Here is a 16,175-nt window from a genome sequence, read left to right on the forward strand (position 1 = left end):
GCCGAAGGCTGCGCGTGCTCCAGCTGCCGCGCCGGTTCCACTCGCGCCGCCGCCCGCCGCGGCGGCTGCTCCGGCGGCTGCGGATAACGAGTAGATCGGCATTCCAAATGCGCGGCTGCCCGGCTAATGCTGGGGCATGCCGCTACATCTGATCAAGCTCGCCGTCGGCTGCGACTCCGTCAAGGAATTGAAGGAGTGGGTCGCCGAACGGATGCAGACCGCCAAGAAGAAGGGTCTGCCGCAACACCACATCCACATCACCCGCATGGTGCCCAAGCGCGACGCCGAGATCCTGGCGGGCGGCTCGCTCTATTGGGTGATCAAGGGCGAGATCGCCGCGCGGGAGAAGATCATCGGCATCGAACCGTTCCGCGATAAGGACGGCATCGGGCGCTGCCGGATCGTCATGCAGCCGAAGGTGATCTCGGTGTCGCCGCGGCCGATGCGCCCGTTCCAGGGCTGGCGCTATCTCACCGACGATTCCGTGCCCGCCGATCTCGGCAAGTCCGCCGCCGGCTCGATCGCGGCGATGCCGGAGCCGATGCGGCGCGAACTGCGCGATCTCGGCCTGCTCTAAACCGCGATATTGTCGATCAGCCGCGTCGTGCCGAGCCTGGCCGCGACCAGGATCCGCAAGGGGCCGTCCTTGCGCGAGGTGACCGGTGCCAGCGTCGCGGCATGGCGGGCTTCGAAATAGTCGAGCGCGAAACCGGCCGCCTTGATCATCTCGGCGCCGCGGGCCATCGCGGGCGCGATCGCTTGGCCGGCACGGATGCGCCCGGCGCTCTCGTTCATAGCGCGGTAAAGCGTGGTTGCGGTCTGCCGTTCCTCCGGCGACAAATAGACGTTGCGCGAGGACATCGCGAGCCCGTCGCGCTCGCGCACGGTGCGGGAGCCGATGACCTTGACGCCGAGGTCGAGATCCCGCGCCATCTGCGTCACCACCCGCAACTGCTGAAAGTCCTTCTCGCCGAAGATCGCAAAGTCGGGCCGGCACTGCGTGAACAGCTTGCCGACGACGGTGGCGACGCCGCCGAAGAAGTGCGGACGAAAGCGGTCCTCGAGCCCGGCCAGCGCCGGCCCCTCCGGCACGATGCGGGTGGCGAAGCCCTCCGGATACATGGCCTCGACGCCGGGGTGCCAGACCACATCGACGTCCTCGGCTGCGAGTTTGGCGATGTCGGCCTTCCAGGTTCGCGGATAAGCGCCAAAGTCCTCGGTCGGGGCGAACTGAGTCGGGTTGACGAAGATCGACACCACGACGCGGCTCGCGCGTCGCCTGGCGAGGCGAACCAGCGACACATGTCCGTCATGGAGTGCCCCCATGGTCGGGACCAGTGCGATCGTGGCCTTTCGCTTGCGGAGATTGTCGATGGCGCGCCGCAGGGCGGGGACCGTGCGGGCGATCAAGGGGCTTGGTGACATCGGGACTCGACGGATTGGGAATCGGCGGAGGGTGCGGGGCCCGGCGCCCGGCTGACTAACCTTAACAAGTAGCGATCGTGGACGCCATGCATCCGGATGCGGCACAGCATCCCGCGCAAGTCTGCGCAGGATGTCGCGACATTGCGGGCTGCATCACAGACGAAAGCTCGCGCCGCGATTCATGATGAAGAACGGCGCAGTGCGATTTGCATGACCTGTCACGCATTTCACTTGACCGCAAACGCGGTCAACTCGAAGATATTCGTTAGGGGTGTTGAGGATCGCTATGCTTGTGCAGGCTAGCCAAGGCCAATCCGGCTCGGCGCATGTCGTCGTGCTCGGCAACGAGAAGGGCGGCTCCGGCAAATCGACCACCGCCCTGCACATCGCTGTTGCGCTTCTGAAGGCCGGCCAGCGCGTCGCCACCATCGACCTCGACTGCCGACAGCAGAGCTTTACCCGCTACATCAGCAACCGCTCCGCCTGGGCGCGCCGCACCAAGCTCGACCTCGAGCTGCCGGTGCATCGCTGCATCAAGCTCGGCGAGACCATGCAGATCGCCGAGAACGAGAATTCCGAGTTCCAGCAATTCATGGAGGCGGTCTCGGCGGTTGAAAGCAGCTTCGACTTCATCGTCATCGATACGCCCGGCACCGACAGCTACCTGATGCGGCTCGCGCATTCGATGGCCGACACGCTGGTGACGCCGATCAACGACAGCTTCCTCGACTTCGACGTGCTGGGCACCGTCGATCCCGCCAACTACGCGGTCACCGGAGAGAGCCATTACGCCGAGATGGTGCGCGATGTCAGGCGCAAGCGTCGCCAGCTCGACGGCGCGACCACCGACTGGATCGTCGTGCGCAACCGCCTGTCGATGCTCGGCTCCCGCAACAAGCAGCTCGTCGCCGAGGGGCTGAAGGATTTGTCGCTGCGGCTCGGCTTCCGCTACGTCGACGGCTTCGCCGAACGCGTCGTCTATCGCGAATTCTTCCCGCGCGGACTGACCGCCCTCGACGAGATCGACGAGGCCACGCTCGGCATGCGGCCCAATCTCGGCCATCTCACCGCCCGCGAGGAGGTGACGAGCCTGCTCCGTCAGCTCAAGCTGCCGCTCGATGAGCGCGGCCGCCGCCGCGCCGCCAACCGCGCCGAGTGGTTCAGCCAGGTCGACAAGCCGCTCGAGGTCCACGACATCCTCGGCGCCTAAGGCAGCGGTATATCGCTACTTCCAGTCGATCCCAGCGGCCGGTTTGTCGCGGGAACTCAGCCCGCGTCCCGACGTTTTCATCCTGCACTGACTTGCGAAATCGAACCCAATCGCCACTGGTTGCGTCGGATAGTGGTCTGCACCTAAAGTGGCCGTATGAGGAAAGGGTGCCCAACAAACGTGTGCGACGCACAATGAAAGGGCTGCCGGTTCACAATATTTAGCCTTCCTGTCACGCTGCTGTGACATATATTAGGGAATAGGCGACAAGGGGACGAAGAGCCCCGGAAGAACACGATTTTCAACAGGGATCAGGCCGCAAGAGCCTGCGGCTGAGGACAAAAATGAAGCGTGGAATTGCCGTTCTGGTTTCAGTCAGTGCCCTCTGCGGCATCGCTTATTTCACGGCGAGCAAGTGGGCCATCAAGCACGAGACCATCACCTTCTACGACACTTCGCGCGATAATCGCCCGGTGCCGGTCGACATCGCGGTGCGCCGCGACAAGGAAATGCAGGCCAATGCCGGCATGATCACGCTGCCTGTCGCCGTGATCAATCACGGCAATACGGTCAAGAACACCGAGTACGGCTTCCTCGCCAACATCTTCGCTGCGCGCGGCTACATGGTCGTCAGCCCGCAGCATGATTTGCCGACCGATCCTCCGATGGTGACCAAGCCGGGCGAGCTCTATGTCGGCCGGCTGCCGCAGATCCTGCGCGGCGTCGCCAACATTCATCTTGCCATGCAGGAGATGAAGAAGGTCCAGCCGAACGCCGACTACGACAAGGTGACCATGGTCGGTCATTCCATGGGCGGCGACATCACGATGTATTTCGCCAAGCAGTATCCGGACGAGGTCAAGAAGGTCGTCACGCTCGACAATCTGCGCGTCCCCTTCGTCACCGCCGGCAAGTTCAAGATCCTGTCGTTCCGCTCTACCGATCCGCAGTTCAAGGCCGATGCGGGCGTGATCCCCACGGACGAGGAGTGCGAGAAGGCGGGCATTCAGGTCGTGAAGACCGAATTCCAGCATAATGACATGCGGGACACCGGTCCGGACGTCGCCAAGAACTCGATCCAGGGCATGCTCGACAAGTTCCTGAGCGCGACTGACAGCGAGATTGCGCCAGTCGACACGCAATCGTCCCCGCCCAAGATCCTCGAGCCCGGTCCGGTCGCATTGATGGCGCCTGCCAAGAGCTGACGCCTCCCTCATCATTCGCTCAGATTTCAAAGCCTCCGCCAGCGTAAGCTCGCGGAGGCTTTGCACATTGACCGGGCTCTGCGCGCTCACCACATTAACCGCCCACGCATGGTTGAGCAGCGATGTCGGGCGAACCCATCAAGCCGCGCGGTGATGCCGTCTCGACGAAGGCCGGCGGCGCGGTGCCGCAGGCCGGGACGTCGACCTCGGAGGACATCGCCGCCTTCGTCACCAAGGCGCGTGCGCTGTCACCGCATGCGCCCGGCGCGAAGGGGCGGCTGATCTTCGCGCTGGATGCGACGATGAGCCGGCAGCCGACCTGGGACATGGCCTGCGCGCTCCAGGCCGACATGTTTCGCGAGACCGCGGCGCTCGGCAGTCTCGACATCCGGCTCGTCTACTATCGCGGCTTCAACGAATGCCGCGCGACGGCGTGGATCTCCGACAGTGCCAGGCTTGCGACGCTGATGAGCAAGATCGATTGCCGCGGCGGCGACACCCAGATCGGCAAGGTGCTGAGCGAGGCCCGGCGCCAGGCGGTGGCCTCCGGCGTGCGGGCCGTCGTCTTCGTCGGCGATGCCATGGAGGAGAAGGCCGACGAACTCTGCGCCAGGGCCGGCGAGCTCGGCATGCTCAAGGTGCCCGTGTTCGTGTTTCAGGAAGGCCGTGACGCGGTGGCCGAGCGGACCTTTCGCGAGATCGCGCGCCTGACCGGCGGTGCCTGGTGCCGGTTCGATCCCGGCGCGGCGGCGCAGTTGCGCGAGCTGTTGCGGGCGGCGGCGGCTTACGCTGCGGGCGGCCGCGAAGCGCTGCTACAACTGGCAAAGAGCGCGCGCGGCGCAGCGAAGCTGATCGGTCAGATGAGGTAGCGCTTCTAGCTGGCGCGACCCGCAGCGGCCGTGGACCGCGATGCATTTTGCCGAGGGGGCGACTATATTCCGGCCATGACCCTGATTGCCGGCGCTGTCGCTGTTATCACGCTTTATCTGCTGCTCCAGATGTTCCGCTCTGCCAATCCGGCGGCGCTGGCGCGGGCCATCAAGTTCGGCGGCGGCGTAGTGGCGCTGGCGGCCGCAGCGTTCACGGGTCTGCGGGGCGAGTTGGCGGTCGCGATTCCGCTCGGAATCTTCGGCGCCGGGCTGCTCGGCTGGACACCCCTGGCCAACGCCGGCTTCGGCAATGTCGGAGGGCTGTTCGGCGGCGGCGCGACGCGCCCGTCCGGACAGGCCTCGCGGGTGCGCTCGCAATTCCTGGACATGCGGCTCGACCATGACACCGGCCAGTTGACAGGCCAGATCGTTGCCGGACCTCATGCCGGGCGCGATCTCGGCGAGTTCGATCTCGCCGGCCTGCTGGCGATGGTGCCGGCGTTCGACGCCGAGAGTGTGGCCTTACTTGAAAGCTATCTGGACCGCCGGTTTCCCGCTTGGCGTCAGAACGCGCAGCGCGATGCGGCAGGGCGGCAGCGCCGCACGGCGGCGAGCGGCAAAATGACGACGGAGGAAGCCTATCAGATCCTTGGCTTGCAGCCGGGCGCGGGGCGCGACGACATCAGCAGGGCTCACAAGTCCCTGATGAAGAAACTCCATCCCGACCAGGGGGGCTCGACGTATCTCGCTGCCCGTGTAAACGAGGCCAAGGATACTCTGCTTCGTACGCATAACGGCTAACTCCGGCACCACGCCACAAACGCCCGTACCGCGTGAGCTCCGCTTGCTCCGTTTGCCGTCGCCCGATGCCCGCCATTGTCGGCGTGGTCGATCCCTTGAGGAAAATCTTAACCGTAAATCCTTGACGAGAGGTTGTCGCGGAACTGCCTTCTGCTCACCGCACGTTCGAAAAAAAATGCCCGCGCAAGCGCGCGGGCATTTGTTCGGAAGCGGTGGAGGAGATCAGTTGCGCACGGTGATGCAGGAGATCTCGGCGCGCTTCAGGGTGCGGCAGACGGCTTCGGCCTGGTCGCGCTCGAGCCCGGCGAAGCGGGCACGGTAGAGCTTGCGATTGTCCTTGGCGACGACCGGTTCGGTGAACGGATCGGCCTTGCTGAGCAGGCCGCGGGCCGAGCTGCGGGCGGCGTCGATGCGATGCTGGGCTTCCGTCTCGCTCTCAAGCGCGCCGACCTGGACGATCCAACCGCTGTGGGTGACGACCGGCTTGGTCGTGGCGCTCATCTGGATCGGCTGCGGCGCCGGATCGGCAGAAGCAAGCTTCGGAGTGGCCGGGGCAGGCGCGGCGCCGGTTGCGGCCGGCAGCACCCCGAGGATGCCGTTGCCGGTGCCGAAGCCCGCCGGCTGCCGCGGCAGCTCGGTGCGGGCGATCTCGGCCTTCGGCGCCTCCGGCTGGCTAACGACCTCGGGCTTGTTGATGAGATCGGCCCGGGCGACGACGGCGCCGGAGGTCTCCGCGACGTCGGACCGGGATGGAATGGTGTTGGTGACCGGCGGCGATACCGGGGCCGGGGCGGCGGAGGCGACCTTCACGGCGCCGGCCTTGACCTGCACCGTCTTGACCCGCACCGGCTTCATCGGCTCGGACGAGCCGGGGATGATGGCCAGCGGCTGGCTCGAGATCACGCCATTGGTGAGTGGCGCCGGCTCGATCTTGGATTCAGTCGTGCGAACTTCAGGCTTGGCCTGAGCTGGCGGCATCGCGGCAGTCGCAGCGGCCAGCGTCGACAGACGCGCGGCAAGGCGGGACGGGGCGGCCTCGGGAGCAGGGGCCGCAACGGCCTGGACCTGCGGGGCGGAGCGGGGACCATCCGACGCATCGGCGACGTCGGTATTGGCGTCGGCGCCGTTGCGCTCAGCGACGGCAACGACGGTATGGGTGGTCGCGCCCTTCTCGAGATTCTCCGCGAGCAGGTTGCGCATGATGGCATCGCGCGAGCCGCCGCTGCGGCCGCCGAGCACAACGCCGATCAGGTGGCGGTTGCCGCGACGCATCGAGCTGACGAGGTTGAAGCCGGAGGCGCGGGTGTAGCCGGTCTTGATGCCGTCCACGCCCTCGACATTGCCGAGCAGGTGATTGTGGTTCCGGATCGACTGTCCGCGCCAGTTGAACGAGGCGGTCGCGAAGTAGCGGTAGTAGCGCGGGAAGCGCTCCTGGATGGCGCGGCCGAGCGTCGCCTGGTCGCGCGCCGTCGTCACCTGCTCGTCGTTCGGCAGACCCGAGGCGTTGCGATAGACGGTCTTGGACATGCCGAGCGAGCGTGCCTTGCGCGTCATCATCTGCGCGAAATCGTCCTCGTCGCCGCCGATCGCTTCCGCGATCACCACGGCGGCGTCATTGGCGGAACGCGTCACGAGGCCCTTGATCGCGTCCTCGACGCGGATGGTCTGGCCGGGGCGGAGGTTGAGCTTGGTCGGATCCTGGTCGGCGGCATGCTGGGACACCGGCATCTCGGTGTCGAGCTTCAGCTTGCCGGACTCGAGGCGCTCGAACAGCAGATAGAGCGTCATGATCTTGGTGAGCGAAGCGGGGTGGCGCAGTCCGTCGGGGCTGGTCGACTGCAGCACCGCGCCGGAATTGCCGTCGACGATGATGGACGCGAATTTCGGGCTGGAGCTCTCGGACACATCGCGCTGCACCCGGTGGTGCGCGTAATGGCGCCGGTGGCGCCGCGCTTCGGCAGCATCGGTGGTGAAGATGACTGCGGTGGTGACTGTAAGCAGCCCGAAAACGCCAACCCGCGCCAAGCGCGAGGAAGACAAGTTGTTACGAAGCATGGAACCCCGTCCCCGTTTCTGACTTGATCACCGGCTCGTGAGGCGAAATTGTGCCCAATGGACCCGGGATCATTACCTGCTCAGGCTGTCCCTCCGCTGGGTGTTCGCCGCGGGAGACGTTGGGCCCGAGCCGCTGTTCTGGCTAAGGTGGTGTTCTCAAACGGCTTTTGGCCGCTTGCCGAAGTGAACACGTCCAGGGAATCAAGGTAGGGGGCTGCGGTTTCCAAAAGCTTAAGGAACCCTTGCGGGAAACCCCGGGAATCTCCGCAATTTGGATCGTTTTTTGTGCGTCGCACAAGATTCTTGACTTTTTTGTGCGTTGCACTAATTGTGGGCAGAGTCAGGGAGCCGGGGCTTCCCGACGAGAGCCAGGGAAAAAGGATTCCGACATGTTCAAGGTTGAAGACTTTCAGAACTACGGGAAAGAGCAGTTCGAGCAGTGCGTCGCCTCCGCGACCTCGGTGCAGCACGGCCTCCAGGCGATCGCGAGCGCTTATGGCGACTACACTAAGAAGTCGTTCGAAGACACCAAGTCCTTCGTCGAGAAGCTCTCCGGCGTGAAGTCGCTGGACAAGGCCATGGAAGCGCAGACCGATTTCGCCCGTTCCGCCTACGAGACCTTCGTTGCTGAATCGCAGAAGATCGCCGGCCTCTACAGCGACCTCGCCAAGCAGGCGTTCAAGCCGGTCGAGACCATCGTGTCGAAGTTCACCCCGGCTGCGAACTAACGCTTTCTGGAAGTCCTGGAATGGAAAAGCCCGGCTGACCAGCCGGGCTTTTTGTTTGCGCGCGGTCAATCCGCCAGCACGCCGCACCTGCACAGCATCGATCGTGAGGCTTGCCGACCTGCTGTTGTCACACAGCTGGAGACATCGACCGCGACACCGCCCGATTGCGCGCCACGCAATCGGGCCCTTGGTAAATGGGGCCGTAGAAAACCGGAGATGCCTTGCGCGAAACGTCGCGCCGCATGAATGGCCGGGTTCCTGGTCAACACGTTCTAAACGGGCGCGACGGAAATTTTTGTCAAATCGGTCGGGATTGATTAACCTTGGTCAGGATCGCCGGGCCGGGAATCGGCGCCGCTGCGGCCGCATCGGCCGAACTTTTGCGTGCTTGCGGCAAGCCGGAGGCAGGCCCATATTGCTAGCGAACGATCCGGCTTGGACCGGATCCGTCGGGAGCAGCGATCCAACAAGGCGGCGCGCCTGCGCACGGCTCCGAAGGGCGGGGCGCGCGGCAACCGTCATCGCTTCCGTGGGGAATTTTGAACGCCTGTGCCATGCCGCAACTGATTTCCAGCCTTGATCTGTCCGCGTCAGCCGCGGCCCGTGCTCCCCGGATGAGCAATGACGACAATCGTTCCAATGGTCCGACGGGTCCGAGCACCTCGGTCATCACCAAGGTCAAGCCGAAGACCAAACGGCCGAACCTGTATCGTGTGCTGATCCTGAACGACGACTACACGCCGATGGAATTCGTCGTTCACGTGCTGGAGAAGTTCTTCCAGAAGGACGTCGAGGCGGCGACCAAGATCATGCTGCACGTCCATCATCACGGCATCGGGGAGTGCGGCGTGTTCACCTACGAGATCGCGGAGACCAAGGTGACGCAGGTGATGGATTTCGCCCGCAAGCACCAGCATCCGCTGCAATGCGTGATGGAAAAGAAGTAAGACGCCTCACGGCGCTTGAAGCCGGCTCTCTTGTAGTGGCGGTGTGATCGTCTAGTGGCGGTGTGATCGTCGCGTAAGGTCTGCGCGCGACACCCGTTGCAGCCGGCAGAACCACGGAATTTTGTGCCGACGCCGATCCCGCCCAAATCGGAACGGGATTTGCATCGAGAATACCGTAATCGAGAATGCCGCAGGTGTGCAGCCGCCAGAGTCGCGGAACCGGTCTTTTGCCGCGATCTTGTATAACTATATGTGACAAAGGTTGTTGTTGCCTGACCGGGCGATGACGATCATGATGGTGGGGGCCATAGAGGACGCGAATGCCGACTTTTTCCCAAAGCCTTGAACAATCCCTGCATCGTGCGCTGGCGATCGCAAACGAGCGTCATCACCAATACGCGACGCTCGAGCATCTTTTGCTCTCTTTGATCGACGACTCCGATGCAGCCGCCGTCATGCGCGCCTGTAGCGTCGATCTCGACAAGCTTCGCACGAGCCTCGTCAACTATCTTGAGACCGAATTCGAAAATCTGGTGACGGATGGTGCCGACGACGCCAAGCCGACCGCCGGCTTCCAGCGCGTGATCCAGCGCGCGGTGATCCACGTGCAGTCGTCCGGTCGCGAAGAGGTGACTGGCGCCAACGTGCTGATCGCAATCTTCGCCGAGCGCGAGAGCCATGCCGCGTATTTCCTGCAGGAGCAGGACATGACGCGCTATGACGCGGTCAACTATATCAGCCACGGCATCGCCAAGCGGCCGGGTGTCTCCGAGGCGCGGCCCGTGCGCGGCGTCGACGAGGAGACGGAGACCAAGGGCAACGAGGACGCCAAGAAGAAGGGCGAGGCGCTCGATACCTATTGCGTCAACCTCAACAAGAAGGCGCGCGACGGCAAGATCGATCCGGTGATCGGACGCAACTCCGAGATCAACCGCGCGATCCAGGTGCTGTGTCGCCGGCAGAAGAACAATCCGCTGTTCGTCGGCGAAGCCGGCGTCGGCAAGACCGCGATCGCGGAGGGTCTCGCCAAGCGCATCGTCGATAGCGAGGTACCGGAGGTGCTGGCGGCTGCCACCGTGTTTTCGCTCGACATGGGCACGCTGCTCGCCGGCACGCGCTATCGTGGCGATTTCGAAGAGCGTCTGAAGCAGGTGCTGAAGGAGCTCGAGGCTCACCCCAACGCCATCCTGTTCATCGACGAGATCCACACCGTGATCGGTGCGGGCGCGACGTCGGGCGGGGCGATGGACGCCTCGAACCTGCTCAAGCCGGCGCTCGCCTCGGGCACGATCCGCTGCATGGGCTCGACCACCTACAAGGAATACCGCCAGCACTTCGAGAAGGACCGCGCGCTGGTGCGACGCTTCCAGAAGATCGACATCAACGAGCCGACGGTCGAGGACGCCATCGCGATCCTCAAGGGCCTCAAGCCGTATTTCGAGGACTACCACCGGCTGAAATACACCAACGAGGCGATCGAGGCCGCCGTCCAGCTCTCCTCTCGCTACATCCACGACCGCAAGCTGCCGGACAAGGCGATCGACGTGATCGACGAGTCAGGTGCGGCGCAGATGCTGGTCTCCGAGAACAAGCGCAAGAAGACCATCGGCATTAAGGAGATCGAGACCACGATCGCCTCGATGGCGCGGATTCCGCCGAAGAGCGTGTCGAAGGACGATGCCGAGGTGCTCAAGCATCTCGAACAGACCTTGAAGCGCACCGTTTTCGGCCAGGACAAGGCGATCGAGTCGCTCGCCGCCTCGATCAAGCTGGCGCGCGCCGGCCTGCGCGAGCCGGAGAAGCCGATCGGCTGCTACCTGTTCTCGGGTCCGACCGGCGTCGGCAAGACTGAGGTCGCAAAGCAGCTCGCGGCGGCACTCGGCGTCGAGCTGCTGCGCTTCGACATGTCGGAGTACATGGAGCGTCACACCGTGTCGCGCCTGATCGGCGCGCCTCCCGGCTATGTCGGCTTCGACCAGGGTGGCCTGCTCACTGACGGCGTCGACCAGCATCCGCATTGCGTGGTGCTGCTGGATGAGATCGAGAAGGCGCATCCCGACCTTTATAACGTGCTGCTCCAGATCATGGATCACGGCCGGCTCACCGATCACAATGGCAAGCAGGTCAACTTCCGCAACGTGATCCTGATCATGACGACGAACGCGGGCGCGGCGGATCTCGCCAAGCAGGCATTCGGCTTCACCCGCTCGAAGCGGGAAGGCGACGACCACGAGGCGATCAACCGGCAGTTCGCGCCGGAATTCCGCAACCGCCTCGATGCCATCGTCTCGTTCAGCCATCTCAGCGTCGAGGTGATCGGCACGGTCGTGGAGAAGTTCGTGCTTCAGCTCGAGGCGCAACTCGGCGATCGCGACGTCACCATCGAGCTGTCCGAGCCGGCCAAGGCCTGGCTGGTCCAGCACGGTTACGACGAGCAGATGGGTGCGCGGCCGATGGCCCGCGTGATCCAGGAGCACATCAAGAAGCCGCTGGCGGACGAGGTGCTGTTCGGCAAGCTCAAGGGCGGCGGCCATGTTCGCGTCGTTCTCGTCAAAGACGAGGCCGACGAGACCAAGGAGAAGATCGGCTTCGAGTTCGTCGAGGGCCCGATCACGCCGAAGCAGGAGAAGTTGCCCGGCGCCCGCAAGCGTCCGCCAGGCAAGTCCAAGCCGGGCGGTCCCGGCGGCTCCAAGGGGCCGACCTCGAAAGGGCCGCTGGTCAAGGTCTGATCGGGTGTCATGAAAAAAGAAAAGGCCGGCTGAAAAGCCGGCCTTTTTGTTGCTCGCATCACTTGTAGTGCGCCTCATTCACCCCGCAGGCGCTGGTCGTCCTGTACGCGGACGTGCTCGGCGCCGCGCGCGCCCGTGGGCGACAGCCGCAGCATGCTCAGGACCGCGCCGCAGAGTGCAAAGCCGACACCGGCGAGCAGAGCCAATCTGGTTCCGTCGATCGGATAGCGGCCGAGCAACAGCGCCACCAGCGCCGCGCCGGTGGTCTGACCGAGCAGGCGCGCCGTGCCCAGCATGCCGCTGGCGCCGCCGGCGCGCTCGCGCGGGGCCGCCGCGATCATGGTGCGGTTGTTGGGGGTCTGGAACAGGCCGAAGCCGGCGCCGGCCAGTGCCATGCGCCAGATCACGTCGAACGGCGTCGGGCTAGCGGGCAGAAAGGCGAGCGCACCGAGACCGCAGGCGAACAGCGTGAGCCCGATACCGCCGAGCAGGCCGGCCGGATAATGCTCGACCAGGCGGCCGGCGAGGGGCGCCGCGAAAACCACCGCGATCGGCCATGGTGTGATCAAGAGGCCCATATGCACCGCCGAATAGCCGAAGCGGCTCTGGAGATAGAAGGGGATGGCGACGAAGGCCAGCATCTGCCCGCAGAACGATGCGATCGAGGTCGCAATCGACAGCGCGAACACGGGGATGCGTAACAGATCGACCGGCAAGAGCGGCGAGGTCATGTGGGTTTCGCGATAGATCAGCAGCGCGCCGGCGACGACGGCGATGGCGAACTGCACGAGGCAGGTGACCGCGGCCTCCCCATGACCGACGCTGTCGACGGCGGCGATGCCGACGCCGAACGTGATCGCCGACAGCCCCGCGCTCTGCCAATCGAAGGAACGGCTCGCTTGCTTGGTGTGTGGCAGGCTGCGCAAGCCGATCAGCAATGTCACCGCACCGAGCGGGACATTGATGGCGAACAACCACGGCCAGCTTCCGACCGCGAGGATGCCGGCGGCGAGCGTCGGTCCGACCGCGGCCGAGAAGGCGACCACGAGCGCGTTGAGCCCGATGCCGCGGCCAAGCTGGCTGCGCGGATAGGTGAAGCGCACCAGCGCCGCGTTGACACTCATGATGCCGGCCGCGCCAAAGCCCTGGATGATGCGCGCGATCGTCAGCAGCGGAAGCGTATGTGCCAGCGCGCACAACGCGGATGCGAGCGTGAACAGCGCGAGCCCGACCAGATAGACGCGGCGATAGCCGACGATCTCGCCGAGCGACGCCAGCGGCAGCAGCGAGATCGTGATCGCGAGCTGGTAGCCGTTGACGATCCAGATCGAGAAGGCCGGGCTCGCATCGAGGTCGGCCGCAATCGTCGGCAGCGCCACATTGGCGATGGCGCTGTCGACCACCGCCATGATGATGCCGAGCGCAATGGTCAGCACCGCCTGGTTGCGTTGTGGCTGCGGCAAGCCGTCGGCATGCTCGATCGGGGCGGACGACATGATGGAGGCGCGGTTGATTCGAGCCGTAATTCATCTCCGAATAGGAAATTGCCCGATCGACAGCAACCCGTCAGGGCACGGACAGTTCCCCTGCCGGAGCAGGGCTTCCGCCATGAAAGGACAGGGGTCGGAACGCGCTTTCACGAGAGCTCAACAGCGCGCAGTCATGGCAATTGACCGGCTTCTACACTGCCGGCGGATTGCGGTCGGTAAACGTCGTGCGCTGGTGCCAATAGGGATAGGGCAGCGTCACCTTGCTCGCGGCATCGAGCTTTGCGATCTGGTCCTTGGTCAGCGACCAGCCGACCGCGCCGAGGTTTTCGCGCAGCTGCGTCTCGTTGCGCGCGCCGATGATCAGGGTCGAGACGGTCGGACGCTGCAGCAGCCAGTTGAGCGCGATCTGCGAGACGCTCTTGCCCGTCTCCTTCGCGACCTCGTCGATGGCATCGACGACACGATAGACATGCTCGTCCGGGACGGGCGGGCCGAAATCGGCGGTCTTGGGCAAGCGGCTGACTTCCGGCTTGGGCAGACCCCGGCGGATCTTGCCGGTGAGGCGGCCCCATCCGAGTGGCGACCAGACCACGGCACCTAACCCCTGGTCGAGGCCGAGCGGCATCAACTCCCATTCGTAGTCGCGTCCGATCAACGAATAATAGGTCTGGTTGGCGACGTAGCGCGGGAAGCCATGCTTGTCGGCGACGGCGAGCGACTTCATCAGGTGCCAGCCCGAAAAATTCGAAACGCCGACGTAGCGGATCTTGCCGGCGCGCACGAGCACGTCGAGGGTCGCGAGCACCTCTTCAGGCGGGGTGAAGGCGTCGAAGCCATGGAGCTGGAACAGGTCGATGTAGTCGGTGCCGAGCCGGCTCAGCGAACTGTCGATGGCGGCGAGCAGATGCTGGCGTGACGATCCGATGTCGTTGGCCCCATCGCCAAAGCGGAAGCTTGCCTTGGTCGAGATCAGGACCTTGTCGCGGCGCCCCTTGATGGCTTCGCCGAGAACGCGCTCGGACTCGCCGAGCGAATAGACATTCGCGGTGTCGAACATCGACACGCCGGCATCGAGGCAGATATCGAGAAGCCGCCGCGCTTCGGTCGCGTCCGTCGTGCCCCACGCGGCGAGGCGGCCGACGCCGCCGAATGTGCCGGTCCCAAGACTCAACGCGGGCACCATGAGGCCTGACCGGCCCAAGCGTCGGTATTCCATCGATATGCTCCTCGGCTGGACCCTGATTGATCACTGCGGCTTGGTGGCCAAGGATAATGCAAGCAGGCGCCGCGTCCTATCACGCGCTCACATACCGGCCTTGCTTGGGAATGGTCTAGTCGTGCAGGCGCATGTCGTCGAACGCCGCATTGGCAACGCGCGAGCCGAGCGTCTTCACCAAAGATTGAGCTTCGAGCCTTGTTGTGGGCGAGGGGAAGCACGCGGGTTCGCTGTCACGCGCCTGCCGTGGCAGCAGCGTCAGGCTCCAGCCCACCAGGACCAGCACTGCGAGCCGGATCGCGATCACACCCAGCAACAGCTCCGTTCCGCTTATGGTGGCGTCAGTCCTCATGCGCGTCAGCTTGATGCAGGTCACGAGGCAAGACAATTTGGAATTGGCGAGCATGGCCTTCGCTGGGAGCGAAGGCTCGAGGTGATAGCTGATTGGAATAGACGTCAGTGCCGCAGCTGGCTCTGCCGGAAATCGCGCGGCGACATCCCGAAATGCTCGCGGAAGACGCGGCCGAAATGCGAGAGGTCGTTGAAGCCCCAGGCGAAGGCGATCTCGCTGATGTGGCGATGGGCGAGCACGGGTGAGGCGAGGTCGCGCCGGCATTGGGCGAGACGTTCGGCCAGGACGTGGCGCTGGAACGAGATGTCCTCGTCGGCGAGGAGATCGTTGACATAGCGCGGCGAGATGCCGAGCGCGACCGCGGTCTCCGCGAGCGAGAGATCGGGATCGGCGAGATGCGCGCGGATGTGCGCTTTCAGCCGGTAGAGCAGGGCGGAGCGATGGGTCGAGGATGGCAGCGACGTCTTACCGAGTCGTTCGCCGAGCGCCATCGCAAGGAGATCGACCGCCTGTTCCGACAGCGCGATCGCGTTGTTCGGAGCCAGCCGGTCCGCGCTCTGGCAGAGCTGATGATAAAATCATAGGCGAGCCGCTCGAGCGGTGCGTCGGCGCCGAACGCGATCGCGGTCAGCGTTTCAGTGCCGCCGAGCCGGCGCTGCAACATCTCACGCGGCACCTTGAAGATGGTCTGGGTGAAGGTGTCGTTGAACTTCAGCTCATAGGGCCGCGTGGTGTCATACAGAGCGAACTCGCCGGGATGGATCACGGTCTCGTGGCCGTCCTGCACCACGCCACCGTCGCCGCGATTGCCGAGCGCGACCAGGACGAAATCCTGATCAGAGCGCGCGATGCGCGAGGGTGTGCGGAAGACGTGCTGGCGGTCGGAGCAGACCTCGGAGCACACGGCCCTGCCGAGCGAAGCCTGCGTTACCGAACCGTGAAAGGCGCTGCCGAGGTCCGACTTGCAGTCGAGCCCGACGAAGACGTCGCAGACGATGTCCTGCCAGAGAGCAAGCCGCCGGTAGCCGGGGCTGCCGTCCGTCGTGAACTGGACTGGCATTTGAGGAGCCTCCCTTTCACATCCTGCAAAATCGTCTGTTGGCGGATCCAGCCTGCCCGGAGGCAAATCCCATACCGGTCGGTGGCCG

General features: G+C 64.6%; 13 protein-coding genes and 1 pseudogene. 8 read left to right on the forward strand and 6 right to left on the reverse strand.

What is annotated here, in order from left to right:
* Positions 1–136: 136 nt before the first annotated feature.
* Positions 137–577, forward strand: coding sequence for a DUF1489 family protein (locus CWO91_RS30985; protein ID WP_036015220.1), 441 nt, complete (start codon positions 137–139; stop codon positions 575–577).
* Here the strand turns inward: CWO91_RS30985 and panC are convergent.
* Entirely contained in the window at positions 574–1,425 is an 852-nt protein-coding gene (panC, locus tag CWO91_RS30990) for a pantoate--beta-alanine ligase (RefSeq protein WP_130219092.1), read from the reverse strand. The two genes, CWO91_RS30985 and panC, sit on opposite strands and share 4 nt — an antisense overlap.
* Positions 1,426–1,711: 286 nt before the next feature.
* Between panC and CWO91_RS30995 the strand changes: the two genes are divergently transcribed.
* From CWO91_RS30995 to CWO91_RS31010, 4 genes are all read left to right on the forward strand, one after another.
* On the forward strand, positions 1,712–2,635 hold the full coding sequence (locus CWO91_RS30995) for a division plane positioning ATPase MipZ (RefSeq protein WP_130219094.1): 924 nt from the start codon (positions 1,712–1,714) through the stop codon (positions 2,633–2,635).
* A gap of 344 nt (positions 2,636–2,979) precedes the next feature.
* Entirely contained in the window at positions 2,980–3,840 is an 861-nt protein-coding gene (locus tag CWO91_RS31000; RefSeq protein WP_130219096.1) for an alpha/beta fold hydrolase, read from the forward strand.
* Positions 3,841–3,962: 122 nt separating this feature from the next.
* Positions 3,963–4,709: a VWA domain-containing protein gene (locus CWO91_RS31005; RefSeq protein WP_130219098.1), complete on the forward strand. Its 747-nt coding sequence runs from the start codon at positions 3,963–3,965 to the stop codon at positions 4,707–4,709.
* A 75-nt stretch (positions 4,710–4,784) separates the two neighbouring features.
* On the forward strand, positions 4,785–5,510 hold the full coding sequence (locus CWO91_RS31010; RefSeq protein WP_130219100.1) for a DnaJ domain-containing protein: 726 nt from the start codon (positions 4,785–4,787) through the stop codon (positions 5,508–5,510).
* Between the two features lie 222 nt (positions 5,511–5,732).
* Here the strand turns inward: CWO91_RS31010 and CWO91_RS31015 are convergent, their stop codons facing one another.
* Entirely contained in the window at positions 5,733–7,565 is a 1,833-nt protein-coding gene (locus CWO91_RS31015) for a D-alanyl-D-alanine carboxypeptidase (RefSeq protein WP_130219102.1), read from the reverse strand.
* 389 nt (positions 7,566–7,954) lie between these two features.
* Here CWO91_RS31015 and CWO91_RS31020 point away from each other — a divergent pair, with 389 nt between their 5' ends.
* The 3 genes from CWO91_RS31020 to clpA all read left to right on the forward strand — a co-directional run bounded on the left by CWO91_RS31020 (position 7,955) and on the right by clpA (position 11,969).
* Complete coding sequence (locus CWO91_RS31020) at positions 7,955–8,293, forward strand: phasin family protein (protein ID WP_024341049.1); 339 nt, start codon at positions 7,955–7,957, stop codon at positions 8,291–8,293.
* 614 nt (positions 8,294–8,907) lie between these two features.
* Positions 8,908–9,240, forward strand: a complete 333-nt coding sequence (clpS, locus tag CWO91_RS31025) for an ATP-dependent Clp protease adapter ClpS (RefSeq protein WP_165405843.1) — start codon at positions 8,908–8,910, stop codon at positions 9,238–9,240.
* 320 nt (positions 9,241–9,560) lie between these two features.
* Positions 9,561–11,969 (forward strand): ATP-dependent Clp protease ATP-binding subunit ClpA, encoded by a 2,409-nt coding sequence (clpA, locus tag CWO91_RS31030; protein ID WP_130219106.1) that lies wholly within the window; start codon positions 9,561–9,563, stop codon positions 11,967–11,969.
* A gap of 74 nt (positions 11,970–12,043) precedes the next feature.
* On the opposite strand, the gene CWO91_RS31035 is transcribed toward clpA, so the two are convergent.
* The 4 genes and pseudogenes from CWO91_RS31035 to CWO91_RS31050 all read right to left on the reverse strand — a co-directional run bounded on the left by CWO91_RS31035 (position 12,044) and on the right by CWO91_RS31050 (position 16,087).
* The gene (locus CWO91_RS31035; protein ID WP_130219108.1) at positions 12,044–13,465 is read right to left on the reverse strand and encodes an MFS transporter; all 1,422 of its coding nucleotides are present in this window, start codon (positions 13,463–13,465) and stop codon (positions 12,044–12,046) included.
* A gap of 184 nt (positions 13,466–13,649) precedes the next feature.
* Positions 13,650–14,675: an aldo/keto reductase gene (locus CWO91_RS31040; protein ID WP_130219109.1), complete on the reverse strand. Its 1,026-nt coding sequence runs from the start codon at positions 14,673–14,675 to the stop codon at positions 13,650–13,652.
* Positions 14,676–14,790: 115 nt separating this feature from the next.
* On the reverse strand, positions 14,791–15,081 hold the full coding sequence (locus CWO91_RS31045; RefSeq protein WP_245471439.1) for a hypothetical protein: 291 nt from the start codon (positions 15,079–15,081) through the stop codon (positions 14,791–14,793).
* 50 nt (positions 15,082–15,131) lie between these two features.
* Positions 15,132–16,087 (reverse strand): annotated as a pseudogene (locus CWO91_RS31050) (helix-turn-helix domain-containing protein).
* Positions 16,088–16,175 lie beyond the last annotated feature (88 nt).

Origin of the sequence: Bradyrhizobium genosp. SA-3, assembly GCF_004212635.1 — a bacterium.
Classification (GTDB): domain Bacteria; phylum Pseudomonadota; class Alphaproteobacteria; order Rhizobiales; family Xanthobacteraceae; genus Bradyrhizobium.

What these genes read in the sequence shown, in the direction of transcription:
- CWO91_RS31035 (WP_130219108.1), bottom strand. Translation starts at nt 13,465, where the DNA reads ATGTCGTCCGCCCCGATCGAGCATGCCGACGGCTTGCCGCAGCCACAA.
- CWO91_RS31040 (WP_130219109.1), bottom strand. Translation starts at nt 14,675, where the DNA reads ATGGAATACCGACGCTTGGGCCGGTCAGGCCTCATGGTGCCCGCGTTG.
- CWO91_RS31020 (WP_024341049.1), top strand. Translation starts at nt 7,955, where the DNA reads ATGTTCAAGGTTGAAGACTTTCAGAACTACGGGAAAGAGCAGTTCGAG.
- CWO91_RS30985 (WP_036015220.1), top strand. Translation starts at nt 137, where the DNA reads ATGCCGCTACATCTGATCAAGCTCGCCGTCGGCTGCGACTCCGTCAAG.
- CWO91_RS30995 (WP_130219094.1), top strand. Translation starts at nt 1,712, where the DNA reads ATGCTTGTGCAGGCTAGCCAAGGCCAATCCGGCTCGGCGCATGTCGTC.
- CWO91_RS31010 (WP_130219100.1), top strand. Translation starts at nt 4,785, where the DNA reads ATGACCCTGATTGCCGGCGCTGTCGCTGTTATCACGCTTTATCTGCTG.
- CWO91_RS31015 (WP_130219102.1), bottom strand. Translation starts at nt 7,565, where the DNA reads ATGCTTCGTAACAACTTGTCTTCCTCGCGCTTGGCGCGGGTTGGCGTT.
- CWO91_RS31000 (WP_130219096.1), top strand. Translation starts at nt 2,980, where the DNA reads ATGAAGCGTGGAATTGCCGTTCTGGTTTCAGTCAGTGCCCTCTGCGGC.
- panC (WP_130219092.1), bottom strand. Translation starts at nt 1,425, where the DNA reads ATGTCACCAAGCCCCTTGATCGCCCGCACGGTCCCCGCCCTGCGGCGC.
- CWO91_RS31045 (WP_245471439.1), bottom strand. Translation starts at nt 15,081, where the DNA reads ATGCTCGCCAATTCCAAATTGTCTTGCCTCGTGACCTGCATCAAGCTG.
- clpA (WP_130219106.1), top strand. Translation starts at nt 9,561, where the DNA reads ATGCCGACTTTTTCCCAAAGCCTTGAACAATCCCTGCATCGTGCGCTG.
- clpS (WP_165405843.1), top strand. Translation starts at nt 8,908, where the DNA reads ATGAGCAATGACGACAATCGTTCCAATGGTCCGACGGGTCCGAGCACC.
- CWO91_RS31005 (WP_130219098.1), top strand. Translation starts at nt 3,963, where the DNA reads ATGTCGGGCGAACCCATCAAGCCGCGCGGTGATGCCGTCTCGACGAAG.